Origin of the sequence: Pseudomonas sp. MH9.2 (assembly GCF_034353875.1) — a bacterium.
In the GTDB taxonomy this organism is placed as follows: Bacteria; Pseudomonadota; Gammaproteobacteria; order Pseudomonadales; family Pseudomonadaceae; genus Aquipseudomonas.
The window spans coordinates 3,922,704-3,949,497 of sequence record NZ_CP133784.1 but is presented as its reverse complement, the minus strand read 5'-3'; the positions used below and the strand labels follow the sequence as shown (position 1 = coordinate 3,949,497).

At 57.7% G+C, this 26,794-nt stretch carries 25 protein-coding genes, 1 rRNA gene and 1 pseudogene; 17 read left to right on the top strand and 10 right to left on the bottom strand.

The genetic code is table 11. The features are described from left to right. Nucleotides 1–50 precede the first annotated feature (50 nt). From RHM55_RS18285 to RHM55_RS18275, 3 genes are all read right to left on the bottom strand, one after another. A 16S ribosomal RNA gene (locus RHM55_RS18285) occupies nucleotides 51–1,589 on the bottom strand. A gap of 571 nt (nucleotides 1,590–2,160) precedes the next feature. After that, nucleotides 2,161–3,654 carry a CoA-acylating methylmalonate-semialdehyde dehydrogenase gene (locus tag RHM55_RS18280; RefSeq protein ID WP_322177693.1) on the bottom strand — a complete coding sequence of 498 codons (1,494 nt, stop codon included), beginning with the start codon at nucleotides 3,652–3,654 and terminating at the stop codon, nucleotides 2,161–2,163. A 67-nt stretch (nucleotides 3,655–3,721) separates the two neighbouring features. Next, nucleotides 3,722–5,068, bottom strand: a complete 1,347-nt coding sequence (locus RHM55_RS18275) for an aspartate aminotransferase family protein (protein WP_219062571.1) — start codon at nucleotides 5,066–5,068, stop codon at nucleotides 3,722–3,724. 125 nt (nucleotides 5,069–5,193) lie between these two features. On the opposite strand from RHM55_RS18275, the gene RHM55_RS18270 reads away from it, so the two are divergent. The 7 genes and pseudogenes from RHM55_RS18270 to RHM55_RS18240 all read left to right on the top strand — a co-directional run bounded on the left by RHM55_RS18270 (nucleotide 5,194) and on the right by RHM55_RS18240 (nucleotide 11,748). Further along, on the top strand, nucleotides 5,194–6,114 hold the full coding sequence (locus RHM55_RS18270) for a LysR family transcriptional regulator (RefSeq protein ID WP_322177692.1): 921 nt from the start codon (nucleotides 5,194–5,196) through the stop codon (nucleotides 6,112–6,114). A gap of 176 nt (nucleotides 6,115–6,290) precedes the next feature. Then, a complete protein-coding gene (locus RHM55_RS18265; protein WP_322177691.1) occupies nucleotides 6,291–7,682 on the top strand; it encodes a nucleobase:cation symporter-2 family protein in 1,392 nt (463 codons plus the stop codon). An 83-nt stretch (nucleotides 7,683–7,765) separates the two neighbouring features. Further along, nucleotides 7,766–8,431: a TetR/AcrR family transcriptional regulator gene (locus RHM55_RS18260; RefSeq protein WP_322177690.1), complete on the top strand. Its 666-nt coding sequence runs from the start codon at nucleotides 7,766–7,768 to the stop codon at nucleotides 8,429–8,431. A gap of 53 nt (nucleotides 8,432–8,484) precedes the next feature. Continuing rightward, nucleotides 8,485–9,078, top strand: a complete 594-nt coding sequence (locus RHM55_RS18255) for a YigZ family protein (RefSeq protein ID WP_322177689.1) — start codon at nucleotides 8,485–8,487, stop codon at nucleotides 9,076–9,078. A gap of 328 nt (nucleotides 9,079–9,406) precedes the next feature. Then, nucleotides 9,407–9,517 (top strand): annotated as a pseudogene (locus RHM55_RS18250) (MerR family transcriptional regulator); the annotation flags it as partial. Between the two features lie 65 nt (nucleotides 9,518–9,582). Beyond that, entirely contained in the window at nucleotides 9,583–10,269 is a 687-nt protein-coding gene (locus RHM55_RS18245; protein WP_322177688.1) for an SDR family oxidoreductase, read from the top strand. A 123-nt stretch (nucleotides 10,270–10,392) separates the two neighbouring features. Continuing rightward, nucleotides 10,393–11,748, top strand: coding sequence for an 8-oxoguanine deaminase (locus RHM55_RS18240; RefSeq protein ID WP_322177687.1), 1,356 nt, complete (start codon nucleotides 10,393–10,395; stop codon nucleotides 11,746–11,748). Nucleotide 11,749: 1 nt separating this feature from the next. Here RHM55_RS18240 and RHM55_RS18235 read toward each other — a convergent pair whose 3' ends face one another. Then, a complete protein-coding gene (locus tag RHM55_RS18235) occupies nucleotides 11,750–12,838 on the bottom strand; it encodes a calcium:proton antiporter (RefSeq protein WP_322177686.1) in 1,089 nt (362 codons plus the stop codon). Nucleotides 12,839–13,016: 178 nt separating this feature from the next. On the opposite strand from RHM55_RS18235, the gene RHM55_RS18230 reads away from it, so the two are divergent. Then, nucleotides 13,017–13,970 (top strand): adenosine deaminase, encoded by a 954-nt coding sequence (locus RHM55_RS18230; RefSeq protein WP_322177685.1) that lies wholly within the window; start codon nucleotides 13,017–13,019, stop codon nucleotides 13,968–13,970. 50 nt (nucleotides 13,971–14,020) lie between these two features. Here the strand turns inward: RHM55_RS18230 and RHM55_RS18225 are convergent, their stop codons facing one another. Beyond that, nucleotides 14,021–14,722, bottom strand: coding sequence for a helix-turn-helix transcriptional regulator (locus tag RHM55_RS18225; RefSeq protein WP_322177684.1), 702 nt, complete (start codon nucleotides 14,720–14,722; stop codon nucleotides 14,021–14,023). A gap of 227 nt (nucleotides 14,723–14,949) precedes the next feature. Between RHM55_RS18225 and RHM55_RS18220 the strand changes: the two genes are divergently transcribed. Beyond that, the gene (locus RHM55_RS18220; RefSeq protein WP_322177683.1) at nucleotides 14,950–15,315 is read left to right on the top strand and encodes a hypothetical protein; all 366 of its coding nucleotides are present in this window, start codon (nucleotides 14,950–14,952) and stop codon (nucleotides 15,313–15,315) included. 23 nt (nucleotides 15,316–15,338) lie between these two features. On the opposite strand, the gene RHM55_RS18215 is transcribed toward RHM55_RS18220, so the two are convergent. Further along, nucleotides 15,339–16,256 carry a LysR family transcriptional regulator gene (locus RHM55_RS18215; RefSeq protein WP_322177682.1) on the bottom strand — a complete coding sequence of 306 codons (918 nt, stop codon included), beginning with the start codon at nucleotides 16,254–16,256 and terminating at the stop codon, nucleotides 15,339–15,341. Between the two features lie 124 nt (nucleotides 16,257–16,380). On the opposite strand from RHM55_RS18215, the gene RHM55_RS18210 reads away from it, so the two are divergent. Both RHM55_RS18210 and RHM55_RS18205 read left to right on the top strand, forming a co-directional pair. Continuing rightward, nucleotides 16,381–17,394 (top strand): zinc-binding alcohol dehydrogenase family protein, encoded by a 1,014-nt coding sequence (locus tag RHM55_RS18210; protein WP_322177681.1) that lies wholly within the window; start codon nucleotides 16,381–16,383, stop codon nucleotides 17,392–17,394. Nucleotides 17,395–17,490: 96 nt separating this feature from the next. Beyond that, entirely contained in the window at nucleotides 17,491–17,670 is a 180-nt protein-coding gene (locus RHM55_RS18205; protein WP_219062561.1) for a hypothetical protein, read from the top strand. Between the two features lie 29 nt (nucleotides 17,671–17,699). Here the strand turns inward: RHM55_RS18205 and RHM55_RS18200 are convergent, their stop codons facing one another. Further along, nucleotides 17,700–18,905, bottom strand: a complete 1,206-nt coding sequence (locus RHM55_RS18200) for a multidrug effflux MFS transporter (RefSeq protein ID WP_322177680.1) — start codon at nucleotides 18,903–18,905, stop codon at nucleotides 17,700–17,702. 142 nt (nucleotides 18,906–19,047) lie between these two features. Then, nucleotides 19,048–19,245 (bottom strand): heavy-metal-associated domain-containing protein, encoded by a 198-nt coding sequence (locus RHM55_RS18195; RefSeq protein ID WP_322177679.1) that lies wholly within the window; start codon nucleotides 19,243–19,245, stop codon nucleotides 19,048–19,050. Nucleotides 19,246–19,391: 146 nt separating this feature from the next. Here RHM55_RS18195 and RHM55_RS18190 point away from each other — a divergent pair, with 146 nt between their 5' ends. The 3 genes from RHM55_RS18190 (at nucleotide 19,392) to cueR (ending at nucleotide 22,442) form a co-directional block, all read left to right on the top strand. Continuing rightward, nucleotides 19,392–19,775: a hypothetical protein gene (locus RHM55_RS18190; protein WP_322177678.1), complete on the top strand. Its 384-nt coding sequence runs from the start codon at nucleotides 19,392–19,394 to the stop codon at nucleotides 19,773–19,775. Between the two features lie 66 nt (nucleotides 19,776–19,841). Further along, entirely contained in the window at nucleotides 19,842–22,031 is a 2,190-nt protein-coding gene (locus RHM55_RS18185; RefSeq protein WP_322177677.1) for a heavy metal translocating P-type ATPase, read from the top strand. A gap of 9 nt (nucleotides 22,032–22,040) precedes the next feature. After that, entirely contained in the window at nucleotides 22,041–22,442 is a 402-nt protein-coding gene (gene cueR / locus RHM55_RS18180) for a Cu(I)-responsive transcriptional regulator (RefSeq protein ID WP_322177676.1), read from the top strand. 68 nt (nucleotides 22,443–22,510) lie between these two features. Here cueR and RHM55_RS18175 read toward each other — a convergent pair whose 3' ends face one another. Then, nucleotides 22,511–23,404, bottom strand: a complete 894-nt coding sequence (locus RHM55_RS18175; protein ID WP_322177675.1) for a PA4780 family RIO1-like protein kinase — start codon at nucleotides 23,402–23,404, stop codon at nucleotides 22,511–22,513. Between the two features lie 266 nt (nucleotides 23,405–23,670). Further along, nucleotides 23,671–24,477, bottom strand: a complete 807-nt coding sequence (locus RHM55_RS18170; RefSeq protein ID WP_416152025.1) for an AraC family transcriptional regulator — start codon at nucleotides 24,475–24,477, stop codon at nucleotides 23,671–23,673. 129 nt (nucleotides 24,478–24,606) lie between these two features. On the opposite strand from RHM55_RS18170, the gene RHM55_RS18165 reads away from it, so the two are divergent. From RHM55_RS18165 to RHM55_RS18155, 3 genes are all read left to right on the top strand, one after another. After that, nucleotides 24,607–25,635 (top strand): bile acid:sodium symporter family protein, encoded by a 1,029-nt coding sequence (locus RHM55_RS18165; RefSeq protein ID WP_322177673.1) that lies wholly within the window; start codon nucleotides 24,607–24,609, stop codon nucleotides 25,633–25,635. Between the two features lie 105 nt (nucleotides 25,636–25,740). Further along, nucleotides 25,741–26,046: a nucleotide pyrophosphohydrolase gene (locus RHM55_RS18160; RefSeq protein ID WP_219062549.1), complete on the top strand. Its 306-nt coding sequence runs from the start codon at nucleotides 25,741–25,743 to the stop codon at nucleotides 26,044–26,046. Beyond that, entirely contained in the window at nucleotides 26,043–26,792 is a 750-nt protein-coding gene (locus RHM55_RS18155; protein ID WP_322177672.1) for a methyltransferase domain-containing protein, read from the top strand. Before RHM55_RS18160 ends, RHM55_RS18155 begins: the two co-directional genes overlap by 4 nt. Nucleotides 26,793–26,794 lie beyond the last annotated feature (2 nt).

Here is a 26,794-nt window from a genome sequence, read left to right as displayed (position 1 = left end):
TGAATCAAGCAATTCGTGTGGGAACTTATGAAGAAGCTGATGTCTTCGATTAAGGAGGTGATCCAGCCGCAGGTTCCCCTACGGCTACCTTGTTACGACTTCACCCCAGTCATGAATCACACCGTGGTAACCGTCCTCCCGAAGGTTAGACTAGCTACTTCTGGTGCAACCCACTCCCATGGTGTGACGGGCGGTGTGTACAAGGCCCGGGAACGTATTCACCGCGACATTCTGATTCGCGATTACTAGCGATTCCGACTTCACGCAGTCGAGTTGCAGACTGCGATCCGGACTACGATCGGTTTTCTGGGATTAGCTCCACCTCGCGGCTTGGCGACCCTCTGTACCGACCATTGTAGCACGTGTGTAGCCCAGGCCGTAAGGGCCATGATGACTTGACGTCATCCCCACCTTCCTCCGGTTTGTCACCGGCAGTCTCCTTAGAGTGCCCGCCATTACGCGCTGGTAACTAAGGACAAGGGTTGCGCTCGTTACGGGACTTAACCCAACATCTCACGACACGAGCTGACGACAGCCATGCAGCACCTGTCTCAATGCTCCCGAAGGCACTCCGCTATCTCTAGCAGATTCATTGGATGTCAAGGCCTGGTAAGGTTCTTCGCGTTGCTTCGAATTAAACCACATGCTCCACCGCTTGTGCGGGCCCCCGTCAATTCATTTGAGTTTTAACCTTGCGGCCGTACTCCCCAGGCGGTCAACTTAATGCGTTAGCTGCGCCACTAAGAGCTCAAGGCTCCCAACGGCTAGTTGACATCGTTTACGGCGTGGACTACCAGGGTATCTAATCCTGTTTGCTCCCCACGCTTTCGCACCTCAGTGTCAGTATCAGTCCAGGTGGTCGCCTTCGCCACTGGTGTTCCTTCCTATATCTACGCATTTCACCGCTACACAGGAAATTCCACCACCCTCTACCATACTCTAGCTCGACAGTTTTGAATGCAGTTCCCAGGTTGAGCCCGGGGATTTCACATCCAACTTAACGAACCACCTACGCGCGCTTTACGCCCAGTAATTCCGATTAACGCTTGCACCCTCTGTATTACCGCGGCTGCTGGCACAGAGTTAGCCGGTGCTTATTCTGTCGGTAACGTCAAAACACTAACGTATTAGGTTAATGCCCTTCCTCCCAACTTAAAGTGCTTTACAATCCGAAGACCTTCTTCACACACGCGGCATGGCTGGATCAGGCTTTCGCCCATTGTCCAATATTCCCCACTGCTGCCTCCCGTAGGAGTCTGGACCGTGTCTCAGTTCCAGTGTGACTGATCATCCTCTCAGACCAGTTACGGATCGTAGCCTTGGTGAGCCATTACCTCACCAACTAGCTAATCCGACCTAGGCTCATCTGATAGCGCAAGGCCCGAAGGTCCCCTGCTTTCTCCCGTAGGACGTATGCGGTATTAGCGTCCGTTTCCGAACGTTATCCCCCACTACCAGGCAGATTCCTAGGTATTACTCACCCGTCCGCCGCTCGCCACCAGGTACAAGTACCCGTGCTGCCGCTCGACTTGCATGTGTTAGGCCTGCCGCCAGCGTTCAATCTGAGCCATGATCAAACTCTTCAGTTCAAACATCTTTGGGTTTTTAAAAAACCCTAAATTTAGCTCAGCAATCGTTGGTTACATCTTTGATTTCTCGCGGAGTAACTTGTGATGCTGATAATCAGTTGACTTCAGTCTTACAACACAAGCACCCACACGAATTGCTTGATTCAATTGTTAAAGAGCGGGTGGTTGAGATCTTTCGTCTCAGCCGAGGCGCGCATTCTACAGCAGCCCTTGTTGCTGTCAAGCGGTTATTTTAACAAGTTTCAAAGTTTCCTTTGCAACTTCAACCACTTGCGCTTCGATCAACTTCACGTCTCTCGTTAGCGGGAGGCGAATTCTACAGCGTTACACGCTGCTGTCAACACCTCTTTTCTACCGCTTTCGATCCAGAAGATCAAAACCCCTTCCTCGCCGCTTACTTCGGATAACTCTTTGATTTACAAGGAGTTTCCCGCCTCATCTGCTCCGGAAGAGGTGCGAATTATAGAGAGATTTGACGGGCCGTCAACACCTAATTTCACAAACCTGTCACATCGTTAAAACAGGGCTCTAAACGAAAGAGGCGGGCCTCACGGCCCGCCTCTTTCACCCCTTACAAACTAGGGAAGGCAAACTGCGAGGCCTCATGGCTGGCACGTTGCGGCCAGCGCTGGGTGATGGCTTTGCGGCGTGTATAGAAGCGCACCCCATCCGGGCCATAAGCATGCAGGTCGCCAAACAGCGAACGCTTCCAGCCGCCGAAGCTGTGATAGGCCACCGGTACCGGCAGCGGCACGTTAACCCCGACCATACCGACTTCAATCTCGTCGCAGAACAAACGCGCGACTTCGCCATCACGGGTGAAGATGCAGGTGCCATTGCCATACTCATGATCGTTGATCAACTGCATGGCCTGTTCCAGGCTATCGACCCGAACGATGCACAGCACCGGGCCAAAGATCTCTTCTTTATAGATGCGCATCTCCGGCGTGACCCGATCAAACAGGCAGCCACCCAGGAAGAACCCCTCTTCATTGCCCGCAACGCTCAAACCGCGGCCATCGATCACCAGCTCAGCACCCGAGCTCACGCCGTCCTCTATATAGCTGCAGACCTTGTCGCGATGTTGCCCCGTGACCAACGGCCCCATATCCAGCCCGCAGGTAGTCCCGGCACCGATCTTCAACGCCTTGATCTGCGGGACCAGTTTGGCCACTAACGCATCGGCGACCTGATCACCGACGCAGACAGCAACTGATATCGCCATGCAACGCTCGCCACAAGAACCATACGCAGCGCCCATCAACGCACTGACCGCATTGTCCAGATCCGCGTCGGGCATCAGCACCGCGTGATTCTTCGCGCCGCCCAATGCCTGGACACGCTTGCCACGGGAAGTAGCTTCTCTATAGATGTATTCAGCGATAGGCGTTGAACCGACAAAACTCAACGCTTTGACTTCAGGCGCTTCGATCAACGCATCCACCGCTGTTTTGTCGCCGTGCACGACGTTAAGCACGCCGTTGGGCAGCCCCGCCTCATTCAGCAGCTGAGCAATCAACAAGGTCGAACTTGGATCACGCTCCGACGGCTTGAGGATGAAGCAGTTGCCGCACACGATTGCCAGTGGATACATCCACAGCGGGACCATGGCCGGAAAGTTGAACGGCGTGATGCCCGCAACCACACCCAGCGGTTGAAAGTCGGACCATGCGTCAATGTTTGGCCCTACGTTGCGGCTGTACTCACCCTTGAGGATCTCTGGCGCGGCACACGCGTATTCGACGTTCTCGATCCCGCGCTTCAACTCACCGGCGGCGTCTTCCAGGGTCTTGCCGTGTTCTTCGCTGATCAACTGCGCGATACGCGCTTCGTTCTGCTCCAGCAATTGCTTGAAGCGGAACATCACTTGCGCACGCTTGGCCGCAGGCGTATTGCGCCAAGCGGGAAACGCAGCCTTGGCAGCATCGATGGCTTGTTGAACGGTTTCGCGGCTGGCCAAGGGGACTTTATGAACCGCCTGACCGGTCGATGGATTGAACACATCGGCAGTACGGCCGGTATCGGTAACGAACTCGCCATTGATCAGGTGCTGGATGTTGCTCATGACAGAACTCCAAAAAATACGATCAGGCGCGATCTCGGCCGCGCCTGCTGTTTAAACCCATAGCGAATCAGTCGATCTGATTCAGCACTTCGCCGACAGCATCGAACAAGCGATCCAGGTCCTGCGGCTTGCTGTTGAAGGTTGGCCCGAACTGCAGGGTGTCGCCGCCGAAGCGCACATAGAAGCCCGCCTTCCACAGTTTCATGCCCGCTTCGAAAGGACGCACAATGGCATCGCCATCACGGGGCGCGATCTGGATCGCGCCCGCCAGGCCGTAGTTACGGATATCCACAATGTTTTTCGAGCCTTTGAGGCCGTGCAACGCGCTTTCGAAATGGGGCGAAACCTCGGCGACTTGCTGAACCAGATTCTCCCGCTGCAACAATTCCAGCGAAGCAAGGCCCGCCGCACAGGCGACCGGGTGCGCGGAGTAGGTATAGCCGTGCGGAAACTCGACCGCATACTCGGGCGTCGGCTGGTTCATGAATGTGTGATAGATCTCGCTGCTGGCAATCACTGCGCCCATCGGGATCGCGCCGTTGGTGATTTGCTTGGCGATACACATCAGGTCAGGCGTCACACCAAAGCTGTCGGCGCCGAACATCGAACCGGTGCGACCGAAGCCAGTGATGACTTCGTCGAAGATCAACAGGATGTTGTGCTGATCGCAGATTTCACGCAGGCGCTTCAGATAACCCTTCGGTGGAACGATCACACCGGCAGAGCCCGCCATCGGCTCGACGATCACTGCCGCAATGTTGGACGCATCGTGCAGCTCGATCAGTTTGAGCATCTCATCGGCCAGCGCAATCCCACCCAACTCAGGCTCGCCGCGTGAATAGGCATTGCTGGTCAGCAAGGTATGAGGCAAATGATCGACGTCCATCAACTGGCCGAACATTTTACGGTTGCCGTTCACACCGCCCAGGCTGGTGCCACCAATGTTGACCCCGTGATAGCCACGGGCACGGCCGATCATTTTGGTTTTGGTGGCCTGACCTTTCAGGCGCCAGTAGGCGCGCACCATTTTCACCGCGGTATCCGCGCATTCGGAACCCGAGTCAGTGAAAAAGACGTGATTCAGATTGCCCGGCGTCAGGTCGGTGATTTTCTCAGCCAGCTGGAAGGACAAAGGGTGGCCGTATTGGAACGCCGGCGAATAATCCAGAGTGCCCAACTGACGCGAGACCGCCTCCTGAATTTCCTTGCGCGAATGCCCCGCGCCGCACGTCCATAGGCCGGACAATGCGTCATAAATCTTGCGGCCCTTATCATCCGTCAGGTAGCTGCCTTGCGCCGCCACGATCAGCCGGGGATCACGCTGGAAATTACGGTTTGCGGTATATGGCATCCAATGAGCGTCGAGCTTCAATTGGCTGGCCAGAGAATTCTCGGCGGATTCAGGAAGATTCATGGATGCAAATACCTCACGGGGCGATGGGGCAGCTTATTGAGCTGTGTGGTTGCAGCTAAGTTGCCACGGGGATAAAGTCTGAAAAACCCAACATTTATAATCTTCAGTTAGACGATTACTAAACTATGAGCACCCGTCGACCCGATCCACTGGCCCAAGTCAGCGATTTTGATATTCGTTTGTTGCGCATCTTTCGAAGCGTAGTCGAGTCCGGCGGCTTTTCGGCGGCCGAAAGCGCGCTGGGCATTGGCCGTTCGGCGATCAGCCAACAGATGAGCGATCTTGAACAACGACTCGGCTTGCGCCTTTGCCAGCGTGGACGCGCGGGCTTTTCCCTGACAGAAGAAGGCCGGGAGGTCTATCAGTCGTCTTTGCAGCTATTAAGTGCCTTAGAAAGCTTTCGCACCGAGGTCAACGGTCTGCATCAACATTTACGCGGAGAGCTGAACATCGGCCTGACCGACAATCTGGTCACACTGCCGCACATGCGCATCACCCATGCCCTGGCGCAATTGAAGGAACGCGGCCCGGACGTACATATTCAGATCCGCATGATCGCGCCCCATGAAGTAGAACAGGGTGTACTCGACGGGCGCTTGCACGTGGGCGTCGTGCCGCAGGCCAGCGCCCTGTCCGGGCTGGAATATCAGCCGTTGTACAGCGAACGCTCCCTACTCTATTGCGCTGTTGGCCATCCGCTCTTCTATATGGATGACGCCGCGCTGAACGACGAACGATTGAATGCTCAGGACGCTATCGCCCCGACCTTTCGCTTGCCTGCGGACATTCAGGCGCATTACCAGGCACTCAATTGCACCGCCAGCGCCTCGGATCGTGAAGGCATGGCCTTTTTGATTCTCACCGGGCGCTATATCGGCTACCTGCCGGATCACTACGCCAGCCTGTGGGTTCAGCAAGGTCGACTGCGCGCGCTAAAACCGACGGCACGTTTTTATGACTTGAGTCTGGCCTCGGTCACTCGCAAGGGACGTCGCCCTCATCTGGTGCTGGAAAGCTTTCTTGAAAGCCTGGCCGCCACGCGCTGAGGCTCTTTTTCCGCGCCTGCGCGGTGGATTTGCGACCAGATAAATAGCTACTAAATGTTTTATCTAATTGATTTAAATGACTTAAATAAACTTAAACGCTGCATTACCTGAACACCTGGACAGCTTTTTGCAGAACATCGGTACTGATCCGCCCTCATCCGCACCGAGAGTTTGATATGCAGCCTGAGTCTTCTCCCAACAATGACCTGATCTACGGCCTGAATGACCGGCCAAAACCTTTGCCAGCTGTGCTCGCAGCGCTGCAACACGTGCTCGCAAGTTTCGTCGGCATTATCACGCCACCCCTGATCATTGGCTCGGCGCTGGGCCTGACTGTTTACCTGCCCTACCTGATCAGCATGGCGCTGATGGTCTCCGGCGTGGGCACATTCATTCAAGCGCGACGCCCGTTCGGTATCGGTGCCGGCATGATCTGCCTGCAAGGCACCAGCTTCGCGTTTCTGGGTGCCATCCTGTCAGCGGGCTTTCTGGTCAAACAGCGTGGCGGCAACCCGGAAGACATCCTGGCGATGATCTTCGGCGTGTGTTTTTTTGGCGCGCTGGTGCAGATTGTTCTCAGCCGATTCATTGGTCAGTTACGTAGGGTGATAACCCCGCTGGTGACAGGCATCGTCATCACCCTGATCGGCATAAGTCTGATTAACGTAGGCATCACCGATCTGGGCGGCGGCTTCAAGGCGCCGGACTTCGGCGAACCGATAAATCTGGGGCTTGGCGCTTTCGTGCTGCTGGTGATTATTCTGCTTAATCGCTCGAACACGCCGTGGGTGCGCCTGTCCGCAATTATCATTGGCCTGGCAGCGGGCAGCCTCGCCGCCTGGTTTTGCGGAAAACTTGAGCCGCACATCATCACCGACTTACCGATAATCAGCGTGCCGATCCCCTTCAAGTTCGGCTTCAATTTCGATTGGACGGCTTTTCTTCCCGTGGCCCTGATCTACTTGATCAGCACCCTCGAAACCGTGGGTGATCTGACTGCCAACTGCATGCTTTCGCGTCAGCCCATCACCGGCCCCAGCTATATCGCACGACTCAAAAGCGGTGTGCTCGGTGACGGCGTCAGTTGCATGATCGCCGCTACCTTCAGCGCGTTCCCCAACACCACCTTTGCCCAGAACAACGGGGTGATTCAATTGACGGGGGTCGCCAGCCGTTATGTCGGGCTGTACATCGGGCCGCTGCTGTTCATGCTGGGGCTGTTTCCCATGATCGGCGCGCTGCTTGAGCAAATCCCAAAACCCGTTCTGGGCGGCGCGACCCTGGTGATGTTCGGTAGCGTTGCTGCTGCGGGCGTACGCATCCTGTCCCAAGCCCGACTGGACCGCCGCAGCATGCTGATCATTGCCACATCCTTCGGCGTAGGTCTGGGGATTGCTGCGCAGCCGACACTGCTCAGTCACCTGCCAAAAATGGTGCAGACCCTGTTCGACTCGGCGATTACCAGCGGCGGTATCACGGCCATTGTGATGTGCATGCTGTTGCCGGAGCATAAGGACACTGCTCCCGCAGACCAAACTGAAGCCAAAATCGACGCCCTGGAGCATTAATTTGCGCTGCTGGCTCTTGTCTGATCGTCGCGGGTGCGTTATCTGTTCTCAGCTTGCAGCCCATGATCCGTCCGGAACCGCCCATGACCTTTGAAGTCCCAGCCCATAGCGCCCAAGCCGTCGCTAAACCTGCCAGCCGCATTCGCCAGAAGAACGAAGAGGCAATCATCAAAGCCGCAGAGGACGAGTTCGCCCGTCATGGCTTCAAAGGCACCAGCATGAACACCATCGCGAAGAATGCAGGCTTGCCCAAAGCTAACCTGCACTACTACTTCACCAACAAGTTGGGGTTGTACATTGCGGTGTTGAGCAACATCCTCGACCTGTGGGACAGCACGTTCAACGCGTTGAGCGTCGACGACGATCCCGCTCATGCGCTGAGCCATTACATTCGCGCCAAGATGGAGTTTTCTCGACGCCAGCCACAAGCATCACGGATCTTCGCCATGGAAATCATCAGCGGAGGCGAATGCCTGAATGAGCATTTCAGTCAGGACTACCGCGCCTGGTTTCAGGGCCGGGCAGCCGTTTTTCAAGCCTGGATCGATGCCGGAAAAATGGACCCCGTCGACCCCGTGCATCTGATTTTCCTGCTCTGGGGCAGCACCCAGCACTACGCTGACTTCGCCACGCAGATTTGTCGGGTCACCGGTCGCGCCCGCTTGACCAAGCAGGACATGGAAACCGCCAGCGACAATTTGATCCGCATCATCCTCAAAGGTTGTGGGCTGACGCCTCCGGCTGCTTGAGCGGTCCGTTACAGGAAACAGTGGTTCACGTCGTCGATAGCTGGAACATACGCATGCCTTTTACCCTTGCTGGCCCTTGCGAATACCGGGAAGAAATTCGCAAAAGCCGCTTTATTACCCTTGCAGCCCCCATCACCAGCGCTGCCCAGGCCCAAGCGTTCATCGAGCAGCACAGCGATCTGAATGCCACGCACAATTGCTGGGCCTGGAAACTGGCCGATCACTATCGCAGCAGCGACGATGGAGAGCCCGGTGGTACCGCCGGCCGGCCCATTCTGGCAGCGATCGAAGCGCAGGATTGCGATCAAGTCGTGGTGTTGGTGATCCGCTGGTATGGCGGCATCCAATTGGGCACTGGCGGCCTCGCTCGCGCGTACGGTGGTGGCGCAAATAAATGCCTGCAGCAGGCCGAGCGACTGCCCTTGATCCATCGGGTGCAATTGAGCTGTACGTGCAGTTTCAGCGAACTGACGCTGGTCAAGGTGCGTCTGGCCGAACTGCATGGCCTGCTGGAGAACGAAACATTCACCGCCAATGGCGTCGAATTGCAGATCGCCCTGGGCCCTGAGCACTTCGACATTTTGCAGCGACAACTGGCAGATCTGAGTCGCGGACGGATTCTCTTGCAGCGCCTTGAGGACGACTGAATCCACGCCTTACCCCCTTCTGGTTAATTGCCCACATCTACTGTGCACCCGGCTGTGGATAAGCTGAGTACACACCCCTGCGGGCCTTGCTGCGTATGGCGTTGCGACGACTGGTTGTTTTTTGCTCAATCCACCCATTACTGAAATAAAACCTCCTTAAAACAGGGTGTTATCGTCACTTATCGCAGTTGGGTACTTCCCGGTCACTCTTTATTCCCGCACTTTTGTCTTGCGCACAATAACTGTGGAGCAACCTGTGGATAAGCCGTGCAAGCCTGCCTCAGGCGTAGACAGATCATGGCGTGCGCTCAGCTGGTCATTTTTTGTTCAACTGCGGGAAGACACACTCAACGTCATCGACATTCGTATCGCCGAACTAAACGAGTTACGCCTTGAGTTGCAACAACGCCTGGGTCAACGTTGTCCATTGAGTCCATGAGGCGGCAATTTCCCTCTGGGCTATTTCTTCCCTGAACCACTTTTTGTGAACAAGGAGTTCTATCCATGCCGCATACCAAAACCGCGCTAATCATTGGCGCCTCCCGTGGCCTTGGCCTGGGCCTGGTGCAGCGCCTCTCCGAGCAAGGCTGGCAAGTGACCGCCACGGTGCGTGACCTGCACAAAGCCGGTGGACCACAGACGATCCCTGAGGTGCAGGTCGAGGTGCTCGATATCAATGAGCTGTCATCGTTGAATGCCTTCACCGAGAAGCTGAAAGGACAGGTTTTTGATCTGCTGTTCATCAACGCCGGCGTCAGCGGACCAAAGCACCAGAGCGCCGCGCAAGCTACCGTCGACGAACTCGGCCAGCTGTTCATGACCAACGCCATTGCCCCCATTCGTCTGGCCGAAAGAATGATCCAGCAGATTCGTCCCGACACCGGGGTCCTGGCGTTTATGAGTTCGGTGCTGGGCAGTGTTACGTGCCCCGAAGGCAACGACATGGCGTTGTACAAAGCCAGCAAGGCCGCGCTGAACTCCATGACCAATTCCTTCGTTACACAATTGGCGGACCCGAAGCCGACGGTCCTGTCCCTGCATCCGGGCTGGGTGAAAACCGACATGGGCGGCGAAAATGCTCATATCGATGTAGAGACCAGCACCCATGGTTTGGTCGAACAGATTGATGACTATGCCGGCAAGGGTGGTCATCACTTCATCAACTACAAAGGTGAAACGATTCCCTGGTAATTAACCGGCCTGATAAACTTCGGCCTCACCGCGGCTTCTACCTGAAGCACGGCGACCCTGGATCAGCAGACAGGGCAACACTGAGCTGGCGAACCTGAACCCCACTTTCAGAGGAGCCGGCCCATGCCTGCGACCCGCATCTGGCTACAAAACCCCTTGGCCATTTTCACCGCCAACGACCTCGACGCCCGTGGAGGCCTGGTGATTGAAGACGGTGTGATCCGCGAACTGCTCACCGCAGGCCAGCAACCGTCCGCGCCCTGCGGCCACACTTTCGACGCCCGTGAGCATGTCGTGCTGCCGGGGCTGATCAATACCCATCACCACTTCTATCAAACCCTGACCCGCGCTTGGGCTCCTGTAGTCAACCAAGCGCTGTTCCCGTGGCTCAAAACCCTGTACCCGGTGTGGGCGCGGCTGACCCCGGACAAGCTGGCGCTGGCCAGCAAAGTGGCGCTGGCCGAGTTACTGCTGTCGGGCTGCACCACCGCCGCCGACCATCACTACCTGTTCCCCGAAGGGCTGGATCACGCCATTGATGTTCAAGTGCAAAGCGTCCATGAGCTAGGCATGCGCGCCATGCTCACGCGTGGCTCCATGAGCCTGGGTGAAGCCGATGGAGGGTTACCGCCGCAACAAACCGTGCAGCAGGGTGAAGTGATTCTCGCCGACAGCCAGCGCCTGATCGCCGAGTATCATCAGCGCGGCGACGGTGCGCAGATTCAGATTGCGCTGGCGCCCTGTTCACCGTTTTCAGTCACACCAGAAATCATGATCGACAGCGCGGCCCTCGCCGAACAACTGGATGTGCGCCTGCACACGCACCTGGCAGAGACCCTCGATGAAGAGGACTTCTGCCTGCAACGTTTTGGCCTGCGCACCGTGGATTATCTAGACAGCGTCGGCTGGCTCGGACCGCGTACCTGGCTAGCCCACGGCATTCACTTCAATCCGGATGAGATCAGACGATTAGGCGCCGCTGGCACGGGAGTCTGCCATTGCCCGAGCTCGAACATGCGCCTGGCCTCGGGCATCTGCCCTACTCTGGACCTACTGGCCGCAGGCGTCCCCCTGGGGTTGGGCGTTGACGGCTCGGCGTCCAACGACGCGTCAAACATGATCCTGGAAACACGTCAGGCGCTGTACCTGCAACGCCTGCGATATGGTGCAGAAAAAATCACCCCCGAGTTGGTGCTCGGCTGGGCCACCAAAGGTTCGGCAACGCTGCTGGGGCGCAGTGATATCGGTGAACTGGCGGTCGGTAAACAAGCGGATCTTGCCTTGTTCAAACTCGACGAGCTGCGTTTTTCCGGCAGTCACGACCCGCTGTCTGCCCTGCTGCTGTGCGGTGCAGATCGGGCGGACCGGGTGATGATTGGCGGTCGCTGGCGGGTGATCGACGGGCAGGTCGAAGGCCTCGATCTAAAAAAGCTGATCGCCTATCATACCCAGGCGGCGCGGCAGTTGATCAGCGGCTGACTTAAAGCCCGAGCAGCGACAGCATGATAAAAGTCGCGAACAGCACAAAGTGAGTCATGCCTTCGATGGCATTGGTTTCGCCATCATTCAGGTTTATCGCGCTGACCAATAGCGTGATGAACATCATCACGCTTTGCACCGGGGTCATCGCCATCTGGAACGGCTGACCGCTGTACAGCGCCATCGCCTCCATGACTGGAACGGTCAGGATCACCGTTGACAACGAGGCGCCCAACGCGATGTTCACGACGGACTGCATGCGGTTGGCCAAGGCCGCGCGCAAGGCCGTCAGAATCTCGGGTGCAGCGGAAATAGCCGCCACTAGAATTGCCGTCATGACCGGCGGTGCGCCTGTCCCCTCCAGGCCAAGGTCGACAGTTTTCGACATCACTTCAGCCAGCGCACCGATCACCACTACGCCAAAAATCAGGGTGCCGATCGAACGCACCAGGTTGATCGATGGAGCCTCTTCGGCGGGCAAGTTCTTGCGCATTTTTTCAGGGTAGCTATAGCTGAAAAAGTAACTGTGCGGCCCCACCTGCATGCGCAGAAACAAGGCGTACAGCACCACCATCGCGCCAATCGTGAACGCCGAATAAACCTTCCAGTCACCTTCGGGAATGAACTCCGGCACCACCATGGAAACGCCCATCGCAGTGAGGATCATCACACTGTACGTGCGCGCCGAATCATCGTTGTAGGACTGCTCGCCATGCTTGAGCCCGCCCATCAGCGCCGCCAGCCCCAAAATGCCGTTGATATCGAGCATCACCGCTGAATAAATCGTGTCGCGCACCAGTGTCGGTGAAGGCTCGTTGCTCATCATGATCGCCAGAATCACGACCTCGACCAAGACGGCCGACAGCGTCAGGATCATCGTGCCATAGGGATCGCCGAATTTATGCGCCAACAGTTCGGCATGGTGGGCCACGCGCATCGACGCGCAGACAATCGCCGCCACCAGTGCAATCCCGCCCGCCTGCGCAACACCCTGGCCATGATTCAGCAACGCATGTTCGAAGGGGAACGCGATCAGCGCACCGAGGACAGCCAGCAGTAGAAACTTTTCATCTCTGAAGTAAGTCAGCATTGGAATGCCTTGGGTCAAAAGTGTCATTGTCAGTAAATGTTTCGCGACTAACGGTAACAGCAAATACGTTGCGCCGCGGCTTCAACCGGCGAGTCGGCCACGCCACGTAAAGGAAGCGATCTCAAAGCGGACATCCCTCTGTAGAATGCCGACTATCTGCACCTGATGAGAAAAGCACATGTACGAATGGCTCAACGCATTGCCCAAGGCAGAACTGCACCTGCACCTGGAAGGCTCGCTGGAACCCGAATTGCTCTTTGCACTGGCTGATCGCAACAAGATCGCCTTGCCTTGGGCCGATGTCGAAACATTGCGCCGGGCCTATGCCTTCAACAATTTGCAGGAGTTTCTCGACCTGTATTACCGGGGTGCGGATGTACTGCGCACCGAGCAGGATTTTTACGACCTGACCTGGGCCTATCTGCAACGCTGCAAGGCGCAGAACGTCATTCACACCGAACCCTTCTTCGACCCGCAAACCCATACGGATAGGGGCATCCCCTTTGAAGTGGTGATCAACGGTATCGCCACTGCATTGAAAGATGGCCAGGAAAAACTCGGCATTTCCAGCGGGTTGATTCTCAGCTTCCTGCGCCATTTGAGCGAAGAAGAAGCTGAAAAGACCCTCGATCAAGCGCTGCCATTTCGCGATGCATTTATTGCCGTGGGTCTCGACAGCTCAGAGATGGGCCATCCTCCGAGCAAGTTCCAGCGCGTGTTCGACCGCGCCCGTAATGAAGGCTTTTTGACGGTCGCCCATGCAGGCGAAGAAGGCCCGCCCGACTACATCTGGCAAGCGCTTGACCTGTTGAAGATTCGGCGTATCGATCATGGTGTCCGCGCTATCGAAGATGAGCGGCTGATGCAGCGCATCATTGATGAACAGATCCCGCTGACGGTTTGCCCGCTGTCCAACACCAAGCTCTGCGTCTTCGACGACATGGCTCACCACAACATTCTCGACATGCTTGAGCGCGGCGTGAAAGTCACGGTCAACTCAGACGACCCCGCGTATTTCGGTGGTTATGTGACCGAGAATTTTTACGCGCTGCACAAGCATCTGGGGATGACCCAGGATCAGGCCCTACGCCTGGCGCAAAACAGCCTGGATGCACGGTTGGTCAAACCTTGATGCAACAGTAATCGTTCCCGCGCAATAAACGCGTGGGAACGATGGGGCCATCAGGCAGCTGAGGCTATTCTGCTGATCTCACGCTGCCCGCTGGTCGAGACCTGCAAGGCGGTGGACTCATCGCTGGTGCGCAACCAGCCCAGCTGTATGAACAATTGCAGTAACCCTGCACCCAATGCGCCGCCTAAATGCGGCTTGCGCTCGCTCCAGTCGGGGCAAGCGCAAACGGTCTGGCGCTTTCGATGGGCCAGCGCAGGAACATAGATGCCGCGCTCGGCAAATTGAGCGACACCTTTGCTGGTGACTTCGATGCGCTGCTCATGTTGCTCGATCCAGCCTGCACCTAACAGACGCTGATACAACTCCGCCGCCAACTCTCCGCCAAGATGGTCAGAACAAATCCGGGCACGGCGTAGCGGCGAGAGCGGTGTGGGTGGAATGGCTTGCGACACACTTTTGCTGATGTGATCGGTGCTGACCATCGACGCATTGGCCAGTGCCTCGACTGCAGTGCCGACTTCAGGTGCAGCCAGTCGGAAGAAACGCTTTCTACCGCGCGCCTCCTGCTTCAAAAGCCCGCCGGTAGTCAGTCGCGCCAGATGCGCACCTGCCGAAGAAGTGGATAGACCAGCCATCAAAGCCAGCTCGTCCGCGGGGCGGGCGGTACCATCCATCAACGCCCAAATCATTGCACTGCGCTTGGGGTCAGCCAGCAGCGCGGCAATCTGGCTAATGCAAGGTGCATATTCCATGTATTCACTCCCTGTTGAAACATTCGTCTATTGCACTGACATAGTGAACAGCAAATCGGGTTCAGCCAAGACGCTAAGCCGCCAAAACCAGGGCTGTATTTGACCTCGTACGCCCAGAACATCATCTCGCAGCGCTTACATGCCACAACCGTTTCTGACTCAAACGCCCCTCTCACATCTGCATTGATAACGCCTTGCCTGGTAGCGTCCTGCACCTCAGACCTGGCTTGACGACTTATGCGGACCTGACCGCTGGCGCCAAGTATAAGCCCAGCGCCCTGTTACGAAATGGGATTAAAACCGCGGCAGGGGATTGGCCGACACGCTATAGGCAAAGTCAGCCATCACCCAGGCCAACGAAAACCCGTCTCGATTTACCCGGCTGCCGTGAAAGCGGCGCTGGCTGGACACTCTCAGTCATCGTCGGAAAAGTCTGGCGTGCATCGCGAGGGAAATGCCTACGGAAAAAACACAAAAAACAGGCAAAAAAATACGACTTTAAAACAGCGTTGTTTGCGCTTAAAACACTTGATAATCCTTTTTCTGCAGAGCGCCTGCGTATCGACTGTCAGACAATTCTCTTACCGCTGTAAGCCACCGCAACATGGACCTGACGTCACTTGCTGTCAGGGTGTCGTTGCGCCAATTCAGAACAGCGCGACCTGAGCATCTCGCACAATAAATTGACCGGTTTACTCAGTTGCGCCCGGTGTGCACAGAGCACATTGAGCGGGGCAAGTTCCCCTTGCAGCTCCGGCATCAATAGCTTCAGGCGTCCGGCATGCACATCGGCCGCAACATCCAGCCAGGATTTATAGGCCACGCCAACCCCGGCCAACGCCCACAGGCGCACGACGTCGGCATCGTCGCTAAAACGATCTCCGTGCACGGTCAAACTCATTTCACGTTTGCCGTCATGGAAACGCCAATGGTCATGCACCCGATTGCCTAGCATGAACAGCAGGCAATTGTGCTGTGCCAGCTGTTCCACATGTTGCGGCTCACCATGACGGGCCAGATACGACGGCGCGGCGCATAGCACGCGACGGTTATCCGGGACGATGGGCAACGCGATCAGGCTCGAATCTTCCGGCTCTCCGTAACGCAGAGCGATGTCCACCGGCTGACGAAATAGATCGGCAATCCTGTCGCCCAGCAGCAGGCGGACCGTGAGCAACGGATGTTGGCGCTGGAATTCGTCGAGCCAGGGCAATAACACATTACGGCCAAAATCCGAGGGCGCCGACAGTTGCAAGACGCCACTGACTTGATCCTGGCTGCTGGCCAGAAAACGCTGTCCCTCTTCCAGACTGCTCAGAGCCGCGCGGGCGTATTCGAGGAAACCCTCACCCTCGACCGTCAGACGCAAGCTACGAGTCGAACGTGCCAACAGACGCGCGCCCAGTTGCTGTTCGATACGTTTGAGCGCAGCGCTGGCGACCGCCGCCGACATGTCCATGACCCGCGCAGCAGCGGACAGGCTGCCCAGATCGGTGGCCCGGACAAACAGTTGCAGATCATCAAAACGCAGCATCACGCGCTCGCATTATCAAAAATAAATTGAAAGAGCCTGCAGTTTTAGCGGGTTTTATCTTTAAGAGAAATAGCCAATCATCCCTCCATGCCATTTATTCAGTCTTATTTCTCAGGAGCGCCCCATGAAAGCCATCGCGTATTACCAGTCCCTGCCGATCAGTGACCCCCTGTCATTGCAGGACATCGAGCTGGCCGAGCCGGTTGCCGGCCCTCGGGACTTGCTGGTGGAAGTCAAAGCCATCTCCGTCAACCCGGTCGATACCAAGGTTCGTCAGAACGTCCAACCCGAAGGCGGCGACGCCAAGGTCCTGGGTTGGGACGTGGCCGGTATCGTCAAAGCGGTCGGCAGCGAAGTGACGCTGTTTCAGCCGGGCGACAAGGTGTTCTATGCAGGCTCCATCGCCCGCGCTGGCGCCAACAGCGAACGGCACGTGGTCGATGAGCGAATTGTCGGGCACATGCCAAAATCCTTGAGCTTCGCCCATGCCGCAGCCTTGCCGCTGACGGCGATCACTGCGTGGGAGTTGCTCTTCGAGCGCCTGCAGATTGCTGACGGCGCCACTGACACCGGACAGCGCCTGATGATCGTCGGTGCTGCCGGTGGCGTGGGGTCGATGCTCACTCAGTTGGCCAGACAGCTCACGGGGTTGAACGTTATCGGCACCGCCTCACGACCTGAAACCGAGGCCTGGGTTCGCCAGCTGGGCGCGCATCATGTGCTTGATCACAGCAAGCCGCTGAACGAAGAACTGACCCGCGCAGGTCTGCCACAGGTGACTCACGTGGCCAGCCTGACACAGACCGACCAGCATCTCGATCAGTTGGTCGAAGCCCTGGCGCCGCAAGGTCGACTGGCCTTGATCGACGACCCCAAGTCCCTCGACGTCAGCAAGCTGAAACGCAAGAGCCTGTCACTGCATTGGGAGTTCATGTACACCCGGTCGCTGTTCGAAACCGCCGACATGATCGAGCAGCACACACTGCTCAACCGCGTCGCGGAGCTGATCGATGCCGGCACCTTGAAAACCACTTTTGGTGAGCACTTCGGCACCATCAACGCCGCCAACCTGCGTCGCGCGCATGCGTTTCTGGAAAGCGGCAAGGCCAAGGGCAAGATCGTTCTCGAAGGTTTTTGATCACTTAAGACCGTCAGTCTGAGGTTTGACCTGGATCACTATATTCGCCTGATCCAGGTCTACAATTGCAGCCTTACCAACAGGAGGAAGTCAGCAATGAAAGTCCTGGTACGTGAATCAGCAAAATCCCAAGGGGGTCCGTGGCAGGTCCGCATGGATCAGCACGTCGTGAGTTTTCGCTCTGAAGCCGAAGCACGCGCCTTCGTCAACACGCTTGAATCCCGCCTGCGGGCTCCGCACAAATTACCCGAAAGTCGCCAGCAAGCCACCGGCTGAGCCAGGGCCGGCCTGCAACTCGGGCAGCCTCAGACCTGAGCCGTTTGAGCCACACTCGCATCACGCGTGCGCTGCAAACGGCGGGTCAATACTGCGGCACTCACCGCGAAAATCCCGCACAAACTGATCACCATTGCCATGGGAACTGCGCTGCCGTCGTGCAGTACGCCCACCAGGGCGGATGCTCCTGCGGCGACACTGAACTGCAGGCACCCGAGTAGCGCCGACGCGCTCCCTGCCCTCGCCCACTGCCCGTTCATGGCACAGGCCGAAGCATTGGGGATGATGCAGCCCAGGCTGGCAATGCAGATGAACAACGGGATCAATAACGGCCAAAGCGCCTGAGTGTGCAGCCCGGCAATGCCGAGCAAAACCAGTGCTGCCGCCAGATAAACCCAGACCGCGCGAGACAACAAAAGCGCCGGCCCGAGCTTGCCCAATATGCGCGCATTGACCTGCGCCACCAGAATGAAACCCGCAGCATTCGCACCGAACAGCCAGCCATAGTGCTCGGGCGGCACGCCATACAACTTGATGAATACGAATGGCGAGCCCGCGATGTAGGCGAACATACCGGCAATCGCGATGCCGCCGGTCAAGGCATGACCGAGAAATATCCGATCAGCCAGCAACCGCCGATATTGCCCCAACGCGCCGGCCAATGGATGGCGTGGATGCTCCGCTGGCATGCTTTCGGGCAAGCCCAGCGCAACCGCCAGCGAGCACACGGCACTGAATACCGTCAGCACCAGAAAGATCGACTGCCAGCCATACAGGTTGACCAACAGGCCGCCCAGCATGGGTGCGAGAATCGGCGCCAGGCCCATGACCAACATCAATTGCGAGAAGACTTTTGCCGACTGCACGGCGTCGCACTTATCGCTGACAATGGCCCGCGACAACACCATCCCGGCGCATCCGCCCAGCGCCTGAACGAAGCGCGCAGCAATCAGCCACTCGAGGGTGGGCACAAAAGCGCACGCCAGTGATGCCAGGGTGAACAGTCCGACACCCACCAGCAGCGGCACGCGCCGACCAAAGCGATCCGCGACCGGACCATAGGCCAATTGGCCGATGGACAAGCCCAGGAAATAAGACGCCAAGGTCAGTTGCACCTGTTTTTCGTCGGTGCCAAAAGCCAAGGCAATCGCCGGAAAACCAGGCAGATAAAAATCAATGGCCAGCGGCCCAAAAGCGCTCAAAGCGCCAAGAATCAGGATTATTCTCAGGTTCATCAGGCATCCAAAACTGTGTCCAGCGTAATTTACCAGTCTAACCGTCCTGAATCCTTAGCGCGTCTTGATGGGAAAATTACTTCAAGATTTTTCAGTTGATCGGGCCGACGCAAAGCCGGGACACCCTCACTCGGCGCATCGTTTAAATCACCTGCACCGCATACCCTTCAGCACTGATCAGACTGATAATGGCCTCGGCCGTGAGTGTGCTTTCAACCCGCACTTCGCCGCTGGCCAGATCGACCTGAACATCAGCCGCCGGATCGCTGCCCTGCAGCGCTTGGGTGATTGCCCGGACACAGTGGCCACAGGTCATACCCTGAACATTGAATCGTTGCATGTTGTTGCTCCTCGGTAAGGTTGCAGGCATGTTCAACCTTTCCATCATGGCAAGGTCAAGGCCCTGTTTTTTTCTGCCGGGCTGGTATTCGTCTCGCGGCTCGGCCAAGCTGCGTCATAAACGTATTAAAAGCAGGAGTATCAGCAATGCGCTGGTCAGTATTGAGCCTAATGAGCATCCTCGGCCTATGGGCGACAGTCCCCTTCGCCAACGCCGACTCGCAAGACTACGGCGTCCTGATCATTTCCCGAGAGCGGCTGGAGGTGAATACCTCATGCGAGATCGGTCTGTATCTTCAGGATCAATTGGTCGGGCGTTTGTTTCAGGAAACATCAACGTCCTTCAACCTGGCGCCAGGCAAAACCTCTATTCGCCTGCGTCTCCTGCCCGGTCAGGTCTCAGGGTGCGCGCCAGGCATGGATGTCCCCCCGAGCATGGTCATTGAAATAAAGGCCGGCGAAGTCAGTAAATACCGGATCGCCATGGGCCCCAATGGCATGTACCTGAAGCGGGCCGCGCTGGAATATTGATCGGGGCTTGACCTTACCCGTGTGGCAAGGTTAATCCTTGAGGCATAGCCTTCAGGGAAGTTACCCATGCCTATGTCCAACACGCTCGAATTGCCCATAACCGGAATGACCTGCGCCAGTTGTGCCGGACGGGTCGAGCGCGCATTAAGCAAAGTTGTCGGCGTCAAAACCGTCAGCGTCAATCTCGCCAGCGAACGTGCGCACGTCGAATCGTCAGGGCCAATCGACCCTGCCGTGCTGATTGCGGCCGTCACCCAGGCCGGTTATGGCGCAAGCCTGCTGGAAGACACTCGCGCCAACGCCGACAACCAACAACAGCGACTGACCCGGGAGCGCTGGGCATTGCTGCTGGCGATTGCCCTCGCGCTGCCGCTGGTTCTGCCCATGCTGCTGGCGCCATTCAGTGTGCACTGGATGCTACCGGCCTGGGTGCAGTTTGCCCTGGCAACGCCCGTGCAATTCATTCTCGGTGCGCGGTTTTACATCGCCGCCTGGAAAGCCGTCAGGGCCGGTGCCGGCAACATGGATTTGCTGGTCGCGCTGGGCACCAGTGCGGGCTATGGACTGAGCCTTTATCAATGGGCGAACACCGCGCCGGGCAGCATGCCGCATCTGTATTTCGAAGCCTCGGCGGTGGTTATCGCACTGGTACTGCTGGGCAAATACCTGGAAAGTCGCGCCAAACGCCAGACCGCCAGCGCAATTCGCGCGCTTGAGGCCCTGCGCCCCGAACGTGCTATTCAACTGATCGATGGACAAGAACGGGACGTGGCCATCAGCGCTTTGCGCCTCGACGATCTGGTGGTGGTCAAGCCCGGCGAACGCTTCCCGGTGGATGGCGAGGTGATTGATGGCCAGAGTCACGCCGACGAAGCCTTGATCAGTGGAGAGAGCCTGCCCGTGCCCAAGCAGCCCGGCGACAAGGTGACCGGTGGCGCGATCAATGGCGAAGGCCGCTTGCTGGTCAAGACTCGGGCGCTGGGCGCGGAAACCGTGTTGGCGCGGATCATTCGTCTGGTCGAGGATGCTCAGGCGGGCAAAGCCCCTATTCAGAAGCTTGTGGATAAAGTCAGTCAGGTGTTCGTCCCGACAGTGCTGGTGATCGCCGTCTTCACCCTGGCGGGATGGCTGCTGGCTGGCGCGCCGCTGGAAACGGCCCTGATCAATGCCGTGGCGGTGTTAGTGATTGCCTGCCCTTGCGCGCTGGGCCTGGCGACGCCAACGGCGATCATGGCCGGCACCGGCGTGGCGGCCCGTTATGGCATTTTGATCAAGGACGCGGAAGCACTGGAGCGTGCCCATGAAGTCACGGCCATGGTCTTCGACAAGACCGGCACGCTGACCTCCGGCACACCACGCATCGCCCACTTGAGCGCTGTCGATGGCAACGAAGACGTCCTGCTGCAATGGGCCGGCGCGCTGCAACAAGGCAGCGAGCACCCCTTGGCCAAGGCCGTACTGGATGCCTGCACGGCCCGCGATTTGAACATCGAGGCGGTCGCCGCCAGCCAGGCGCTGCCGGGGCGAGGCATTGCCGGGACCGTGCAAGGTCGGGATCTTGCGCTGGGCAATCGCCGTCTGCTGGAAGAAAGCGGCCTGACCATGGGAACCCTGGCGCAATCCGCGCAAGCATGGGAGGCAGAAGGTCGCACGTTGTCCTGGCTGATCGAGCGCGGCGCGCAGCCCTCGGTGCTGGGGCTGCTGGCCTTCGGAGACACGCTCAAGCCCGGCGCTCTGGAAGCGGTCCAACAACTCACTGCACGCCATATCAGCAGCCACCTGCTCACCGGCGACAATCGCGGCAGCGCCCGCGTGGTGGCCGAAGCATTGGGTATCAGCGATGTGCACGCAGAAGTCCTGCCCGCCGACAAAGCGGCGACCATTGTCGAGCTTAAAAAAACCGGGGTGGTGGCGATGGTCGGTGACGGCATCAACGACGCGCCGGCATTGGCGGCGGCAGACATCGGCATCGCCATGGGCGGCGGAACCGATGTGGCCATGCATGCGGCCGGGATTACCCTGATGCGCGGCGACCCGCGCTTGATCCCGGCGGCGCTGGAGATCAGCCGCAAAACCTATGCGAAGATTCGCCAGAACCTGTTCTGGGCCTTCGTCTACAACCTGATCGGCATTCCCCTGGCCGCATTCGGCTTCCTCAACCCAGTATTGGCGGGCGCTGCGATGGCGCTGTCGAGTGTCAGTGTGGTGAGCAATGCGCTGCTGCTGAAAACCTGGAAGCCGAAGGATATCGATTGAGGAGCCATGATGAATATTGGTCAAGCCGCCAAAAACAGTGGTCTGAGCGCCAAGATGATTCGTTATTACGAGTCCATTGGCCTGCTCAAGGCCGCGCACCGCAGTGACAGCGGTTATCGGCTGTATGGGCCGGAAGATCTGCACACGCTGGCCTTCATCAAGCGCTCGCGAGACCTGGGTTTCTCACTGGAAGAAGTGGCCAAACTGCTGACTCTGTGGCAAGACCGCCAGCGTGCCAGCAGCGATGTGAAAGCCCTGGCGCGTGAACACATCACGGCGCTGGATCAGAAGATCAGCGAACTGGCCAGCCTGCGCGATACCTTGCAAGAGTTGGTCGAGCACTGCCAGGGCGACCATCGCCCGGACTGTCCGATTCTCAAGGATCTGGCGTCTGGTAGGTGTTGCGACTGATCCTGGCCGCAGGCATTCCGACTGCCCAATAAAAAATCCGGCCTGAGCCGGATTTTTTATTTAGCGGATCACTGTATCCAGGGTGGAGGCGGCTCTTCGGTTTTGCTCGGTGGCGCGTCATCTGCGGCGCGGACAGCCTGACGGTGATCCTCGTCCAGACGGGCCGCCTCGATTTCCCGCAGAACCCCACCGACATCGGCCAGGTCTTCAGGCTCATCGAACTCACCGGTCAGCGGACTGCCCGGGTGCAAGATGCCGGCTTCATAAAGCGCCCACATCTCTTTCGCGTACCGGGTCGCCTTCAATTCCGGGGCAAAGCGTCCGAAATAAGAAGCCATGTTGCCGACATCGCGCTCCAGCATGCTGAACGCATGGTTGTTGCCCGCGGCATCGACAGCCTGCGGCAAATCGATAATCACCGGCCCGCCCGGGGTCAACAGCACGTTGAACTCGGACAAGTCACCGTGCACCAGACCGGTACACAGCATCAGCACGATCTGCCTGATCAGGAACTCGTGATACTCCCGCGCCTGGTCCGGTTCCATCACCACATCGTTCAAGCGAGGGGCCGCGTCGCCAAACTCGTCGGCGATCAGTTCCATCAACAGCACGCCTTCAAGGAAGTCGTACGGCTTGGGCACTCGCACACCCGCGCTGGCCAAACGAAACAGCGCGGCTACTTCAGCATTCTGCCAGGCATCTTCGGTCTCTTTACGACCGAACTTCGAGCCCTTGGCCATCGCTCGGGCCTGCCGGCTGTTGCGAACCTTGCGACCCTCCTGATACTCCGCGGCCTGCCGGAAACTTCGTTTATTCGCCTCCTTGTAAACCTTGGCGCACCGCAGCTCGTTGCCACAGCGCACCACATAAACAGCTGCCTCTTTACCACTCATGAGTGGGCGCAGCACCTCGTCGACCAGACCGTCCTCGATCAGGGGTTCAATGCGTTTTGGAGTCTTCATCAGCTTTTATTGTGGGTCCTTCGTTGCCAAACACGCGATTGTTGCTCGTTATACGGCAATCCTCTCACAGCGAGTAGTAGATGCCGACCTTTGACCTTCAGAGATTTACGAAAGGCTTCAATTATTTAGCAGCTTCCATGCCGGGCAGAGCATAACCGAGCCCAGTCAGATGGGACCACGCAAGCTGTAAGCAGTTTTATCCATGGCCGTTACAGATAACATAAATTCCCCAGGACGGACCTGCAAAAAACATCAGACCGCAGGCATCAAGGCTTGAACAGCTCACCCGGGGTGAAGCCAAACAGGCTTTTAAACGCAGCGATGAACGCCGAGGTCGAATCATACCCACAGGACAGGGCCGTGTTAGTCACGCTTTCGCCCTCTTCCAGTGCGCTGAGCGAGGATAACAACCGCGCGCGCTGACGCCAGCCACGAAAACTCAAGCCGGTTTCGCGCTGAAACAAACGCATCACGGTTTTTTCCGACATGCCCAGGCGCTCGGCCCATCCCTGCAGGGTGATCGACTGACTGGGGTTTTCGATCAATTCGTTGCACAGCCCAAGCAAACGCGGATGACGCGGCAGCGGCAGAGAGAACCCGACTTCCGGCAGATGGGCCAGTTGATCGAGCAGCACCTGCACCAGCCGCGCCTCGCTGCTGTCACCCTGTGGATAACTTGGCGGCAGCAAGCAAAACGTCTTGATCAGCTCGCGGGCCAGCGGCGTGACTTCCAGCACACGACAACGCTCCGGCGCCCAACTGCAGTCTTCCTTGCGCACATACAGACTGCGCATCTCCGCCCGCATCGACGTAACCACGTCATGCTCGACCCCGGCGGGAATCCACACGCCCCACTGCGGTGGCGCGAAAAAACTGCCCTCCGCGGTGTGCACGCCTAATACGCCGCTGATTGCATAAGAGAACTGCACCCAGTCATGACGATGAGGCGGCGTCCAGGAACCCGCCCCCAGGCTTTCCGCCCGCGCATAGACCGGGCGCGGCAAAGCGCTGAGTAGAGGTATCTGACGCTCGTTACCCTGACGAAAGCCCATAAGTTGTCCGTTAGTCGCTATCGATTGGCCTTATGTCGCAAGACGGCATCATCGCGCGCAGGTTAGCCTTCGGTCATCCTTTTTTACAAAACTCTTTTATAACGCGTCCCTCTTTCCATAACGTCTCCACAACATCAGGCCGACCTATTTATGCACGCATTCAAGCACCTCAAACGCGTCGTCACGGACTGGTTCCTTTGCGGCATGCTGATCGCCACGTTGCTCGCGTATTTCTTCCCGGGCTTCGGCAGTGCCGGCGGCGGGATGCATGCCGAATATGTGATCAACATCGGGGTGTTTCTGGTGTTCTTCCTGCACGGGGTGAACCTGTCCAGCGAACAAATCAGCCACGGCCTGAAAAGCTGGAAACTGCACATCATGGTGCAGGCCTTCACGTTCGTGGTCTTCCCTCTGATCTGGTTGATCTGCAACCAGCTGTTCGGCTCACACATGCCCGCCCTGTTGATGCTCGGCTTCTTCTACCTGTGCGCCCTGCCCTCGACCATTTCCTCCTCGGTTGCATTGACCGGCAGCGCAGGGGGCAACGTTCCTGCGGCCATTCTCAATGCCAGCATGTCCAGTGTGTTCGGGATTTTCATGACCCCTTGGCTGGTGAGCCTGGTGGTTGGCACGGGTGCTGGCGGGATTGATCTGGGTTCGACCCTGCTCGACTTGAGCGCAATGCTTCTGTTGCCACTGGTGCTGGGACAACTGGTGCGTCCGTTCCTCGGCACCTTTTTCGCCCGGCACAAGCGCTACACCAACATCGTCGACAAGGTCGTGATCCTGTTGCTGGTCTACGCCGCGTTTTGCAATTCGATGGTGTCCGGCATGTGGCAACAGCAAGGCGATACGGTGATTCTCAGCGCCTTTATTGGCAGTGGCGTCTTGCTGGCAGTCATTCTGTTCATGACCACGCGCACGACTCGCGCCCTGAACTTCAATCACGCCGATGAAGTGGCAGCGGTGTTTTGCGCGAGCAAAAAGTCCCTGGCCGCCGGCGCACCGATGGCGGCACTGATATTCGGCGCCAACCCTGGGCTGGGCCTGATCCTGTTGCCGATCATGATCTATCACCCGATGCAGCTGATCGTCTGTTCGGTGATCGCGGAAAACTACGCGAGTCGCAACCATAAACAGTTATCACAAGCCGCACGAGAAGAAGCCCGAGCGGCTTAAAACCTTTGTGCCACTCAGGTAAGCCACACACCGTGTCTCCAGCCGTTCGAAGCACTTGCTTCCGGCCGTCATCCCCTTGAAGCTACACGCCTTCAGGAGAGACCCATGAACCTCGACGAACTCACCCAACGCCTGCACCAGATCCGCGACCAGAATGACTGGCGCCCATTCCACAGCCCGAAAAACCTGGCCATGGCTGCCAGCGTGGAAATGGCCGAACTGGTCGAGATTTTCCAATGGCTCAGCGAAGACCAATCGCGGCAGTTGCCTGCTGAACAACTGGCGCATGCCGGGCAGGAAGTGGGCGATATCGTCTTGTATCTGCTGCTGATGTGCAGCGAGTTGGGGCTGGATATGGATCAAGTGGTGCGCAACAAACTGGCCGACAGCGAACGGCGTTTCAGCAAATGAGCGACCGTCATTTCAATCTGCTCGCGACCCGTTTCGCCGAAAAAATCTATGGCGGCGCCAAAGGTGCCATCCGCCTGGCCGTTTTGCAGGCTGACCTCATCGAGGTCCTGCCTGACCGGCCTCTGCGCGTCCTGGATATCGGTGCCGGGTTGGGCCATATGTCGTTGTGGCTGGCCGAACACGGGCATCAGGTAACGTTGGCCGAACCAGCCGAACCCATGCTCGACAGCGCACGCCAACGCTTTGCCGATGCAGGGCAAAGCGCGACCTTCATTCAGGCCTCCTGGCAACAATTGCTCGGCCAACTGACCGAACCTTATGATCTGGTGATCTGTCACGCCGTGCTGGAATGGCTCGCAGAACCCCACGCGATCCTGCCAGTCCTACACCAGTTGACCCGGAAAGACGGCTGGCTGTCGCTGGCGTTTTATAACCGCGACGCCTTGATTTATCGCAATCTGCTCAAAGGTCATTTCCGCAAAATGCGCAAAAATGACATGGCGGGAGAAAAGCAAAGCCTGACCCCGCAACAACCCCTTGATCCGCGCGAATTAGCAGCGCAACTTGAACCTCTGTGGCAGGTCGAAACCCAAAGTGGTGTACGGGTTTTCCACGACTATATGCCGCCTGAATTTCAGGCCAGGGTCCAACTCGCGGATTTGCTGGAAATGGAACTGGCCCACCGTCGCCACCCTGCCTTTGCCGGCTTGGGGCGCTATCTGCACTGGATGTGCAAGCCACGGTGAGT